The sequence below is a fragment of the Neobacillus drentensis genome (assembly GCF_036966985.1).
In the GTDB taxonomy this organism is placed as follows: domain Bacteria; phylum Bacillota; class Bacilli; order Bacillales; family Cytobacillaceae; genus Neobacillus; species Neobacillus drentensis_E.
The window spans coordinates 1-3,349 of record NZ_JBALSN010000666.1; the positions used below are offsets into that span (position 1 = coordinate 1).

Genomic DNA, 3,349 nt, shown 5'->3' on the forward strand with positions numbered 1-3,349 from the left:
TTTCTTCATTAAATATCCACCTTATCCTTTTTATTTATTAGCAATCTGTTCTTGATTTTCAATTATGTGATATAGTGATTCATTCAAGATTTTACGAAGAAAGACAATTTTTTCTTCCTTATTTTCCTTTTCATAAAAAATTCTATAACCTCTCCTTTCATAGATAGAAACAAGCCATGGATGTCGTTCAGCTGTTGCTAAATAAACAGCCGGTGCTTTCACCTGATCGCGAAGGACCTTGTCTTCTACCCAAGACAATAATGTTGAACCAATTCCCTTCTGTTTGTATACTGGGTCCACCGCAAACCACCAAATAAAGGGGTACGGACTGAAATGATCAGGATCTGCCCATGGATAACGGACCGTGACAGTAGCGATAATACAGCCATCTTGTTCCAAAACGTATGTGGCATTGCGCTGAATATTATTCGTGACAAGCTGCAAGTCAGCAGTTGCAGCTGTGAAATTAATGTTTAATTCACGAATAGGTTCGTATGCTCGAAGTGTTAAATCGAGCACTGTTGGCGCATCTTCCACTACTGCTAATCGGATATGTTGGGTCATTTTTTACACCTCTTCTTTACCCNNNNGAAATTAATCGGAATTAACCGAATATTTTATGCTTATTAAATTTATCAAGTACTTTCTCCAGATGATCAAGTCCTACTTGTGTTACCGCCTCATACACTTCACCATGACCTATTTCAACGACTGGGACATGACGGATACCATATTTGGTATTTAAAATCTCTCGAAATTCATCATGATTTGTGACATCGACTATTTTGTAATTTATCTCTTTTTCTTGTAAATACTGTTTTACCTCTCCACAATAGTGACAACCTTCTTTGGCCCACACGACCACTGATAATTCATTTCCCATTTCTGTTTTCCTCCTTAGTATTGTTAATAAAAAAGACTCCCATTCAAGATCAAACATCTCAAATCGAGAGCCTCTAGTCGCCTAGTCGGCACAAACACCACTTACTATGAAAATATTTAGTTTCAAGCTTCATCCTTTGATAACCTCTTTCGAGTAACGATTTACTGGATAAGGTAATCCTAAGTTACCACGTAATGTGTCTGATTCGTATTCTGTCCTATATAGCCCTCGTTTCTGTAGGATAGGAACAACATAATTTACAAAATCATTCAATCCATTTGGCACACCTGAACCAATAATAAACCCATCAGCACCTTTACCTTCAAACCATTCCTGTATCAGATCAGCGACTTTTTCCGGAGTTCCAATGAAGTTGGGCTTCGGTGTAGTCTCTTTTAATGCAACTTGACGAAGTGTTAAATTTTGTTCTTTTGCTTCCTTTTTTATACGATTCGTATGGCTCTGGAAGCTATTTTTACCTAAATCGCCCAGTTCAGGAAACGGTTCATCAAGGGGATATTGTGAGAAATCATGATGTTCGAAATATCGCCCTAGGTAATCCAGTGCTTTATCAATCGATACTAGATTAGCAATTTCTTGGTAATTTCTTTCTGCTTCCTCTTCTGTTTTACCAATAATAGGTGAGATCCCTGGCAGGATGACAAGTTCATCCGGTTTCCGGCCGAAAGCCTTTACCCTATTTTTAACATCTTGATAAAATTCTTGGGCAGCTTCTAATGTTGGATGTCCTGTAAAGATGGCATCTGCTTCTTTTGCTGCAAGGTCTTTTCCTGCTTTTGAGGAGCCAGCTTGAAATATAACCGGCCGCCCCTGCTGCGATCTTCCAATATTTAGCGGCCCTTGAACGGAGAAAAATTCCCCTCTGTGATTTAACGGATGCATTTTATCTGGATCAAAAAATACCCCTTTTTCCTTATCGCGAACAAATGCATCATCTTCCCAAGAGTCCCATAATCCTTTTGCTACCTGCAAGTATTCAGCCGCAATTCGGTACCTTTTAGCATGATCAGGATGTTCCTCGATTGTTTTGCTAAAGTTTAAAGCAGATTTCTCTAATGGAGATGTAACTACATTCCATCCGGCGCGGCCATGACTGATCTGGTCAAGTGAGGCAAATTGTCTTGCAACGTTAAAGGGTTCACTATAAGAAGTTGACAGTGTTCCCACAAGTCCTATTTTTGTGGTGACGGCTGCAAGGGCCGACAAAATAGTTAGTGGTTCAAAACGATTTAAAAAATGAGGAATAGATTTCTCGTTAATATGCAAACCATCCGCAATAAAGACTAAATCGAATAATCCTTCTTCGGCCTTAAGAGCTTGATTTGAATAAAATTCCAAACTGACACTTGCATCCGCTTGAATATTAGGATGCCTCCATCCTGCAATATTTCCTCCAACCCCATGAATAATGGCACCAAATTTCAATTTCTTTTGATTAGGCATCAAAAATCCTCCTTTTTTAATTCATAGTTATTAGATAGGAATACTGTTAATATTGTTGTGCTTTATCCTAACACTTACAGAATAAAAATTCTATACATTAACTGATAGAAACATTTATTGAATTCATTGAAAAAATCTATCAAACAATTAGTAGGTCCCACTTATCTGAACGTTGTTCAATTCCCAAAAAAGTAGCAACTCTTAGACTAAATCACTCCAGAGCCAACTTGCTGCTGTACGAATCGATGGCACCCCTTTACAATTTGCTCTATGTCATTATCCATAGATGCCACATGAAAAGAATTTTTTAGAACAACCAATTCCTTTAAGTCAGACCCTATATGTTCAATAATATAATCCGTATTTTCAGGTGGTACGACATGATCCTCGGCTGAGCTAAAGCCTAATATAGGACAATGAATTTCCGGTAATATAGCAGGTGTAATGTCCATTAGCGTTTGCAGTTGATGAACGGCTTTTATCGGTACTTTTTGATAAGTTATTTCATAGGCATCTTTTGCTTTAATATCGGGCTTTCCTTCATCAAGAAATCTCGGTATGGATTTACCTTTTAAATGTTCAAAAGCCGGAAGAGTTAAAGCAGCATTAATTATGATAATGCCTCGTATATCCCTATATCTATGAGCAAGCCAAAGTGCCAGTGTCCCACCCATTGACTGACCCAATACAAGAATACTTGTACACGTCTTTTTTAATTCCTGATAACCCCTTTCCAATGACTCAAACCATTCTTCATAAGTGCACTTCTCTAAATCATAATAATGGGTACCATGCCCTTTTAATCTTGGAGCCATAACAGAATACCCATATTGCTTAAGTCTTTCACCAAGGTAGTGTACGCTTTGCGGAGTACCAACAAATCCATGTGAAATAAGAATCCCAATCTTGTTTCCCTTAAAATAAAATTTTTCTGCCCCCTTTATAACAGGAAACTTTTCCTCCATCTTGATCTTCCTCCTTCTCTCAATCTCACTTTATTTC

At 37.9% G+C, this 3,349-nt stretch carries 4 protein-coding genes; all 4 read right to left on the minus strand.

Annotated features, from left to right (window positions below):
- Positions 1 to 30: 30 nt before the first annotated feature.
- Positions 31 to 564, minus strand: coding sequence for a GNAT family N-acetyltransferase (locus V7659_RS30135; RefSeq protein ID WP_335543695.1), 534 nt, complete (start codon positions 562 to 564; stop codon positions 31 to 33).
- A gap of 40 nt (positions 565 to 604) precedes the next feature.
- On the minus strand, positions 605 to 883 hold the full coding sequence (locus tag V7659_RS30140) for a glutaredoxin family protein (RefSeq protein ID WP_335543696.1): 279 nt from the start codon (positions 881 to 883) through the stop codon (positions 605 to 607).
- A gap of 129 nt (positions 884 to 1,012) precedes the next feature.
- Positions 1,013 to 2,347: an LLM class flavin-dependent oxidoreductase gene (locus tag V7659_RS30145; RefSeq protein ID WP_335543697.1), complete on the minus strand. Its 1,335-nt coding sequence runs from the start codon at positions 2,345 to 2,347 to the stop codon at positions 1,013 to 1,015.
- Between the two features lie 206 nt (positions 2,348 to 2,553).
- Positions 2,554 to 3,312 (minus strand): alpha/beta hydrolase, encoded by a 759-nt coding sequence (locus V7659_RS30150; RefSeq protein WP_335543698.1) that lies wholly within the window; start codon positions 3,310 to 3,312, stop codon positions 2,554 to 2,556.
- Between the last annotated feature and the right edge of the window lie 37 nt (positions 3,313 to 3,349).

Coding starts and splice junctions, on each gene's coding strand:
- V7659_RS30150 (WP_335543698.1), bottom strand. CDS start 3,312: ATGGAGGAAAAGTTTCCTGTTATAAAGGGGGCAGAAAAATTTTATTTT.
- V7659_RS30135 (WP_335543695.1), bottom strand. CDS start 564: ATGACCCAACATATCCGATTAGCAGTAGTGGAAGATGCGCCAACAGTG.
- V7659_RS30140 (WP_335543696.1), bottom strand. CDS start 883: ATGGGAAATGAATTATCAGTGGTCGTGTGGGCCAAAGAAGGTTGTCAC.
- V7659_RS30145 (WP_335543697.1), bottom strand. CDS start 2,347: ATGCCTAATCAAAAGAAATTGAAATTTGGTGCCATTATTCATGGGGTT.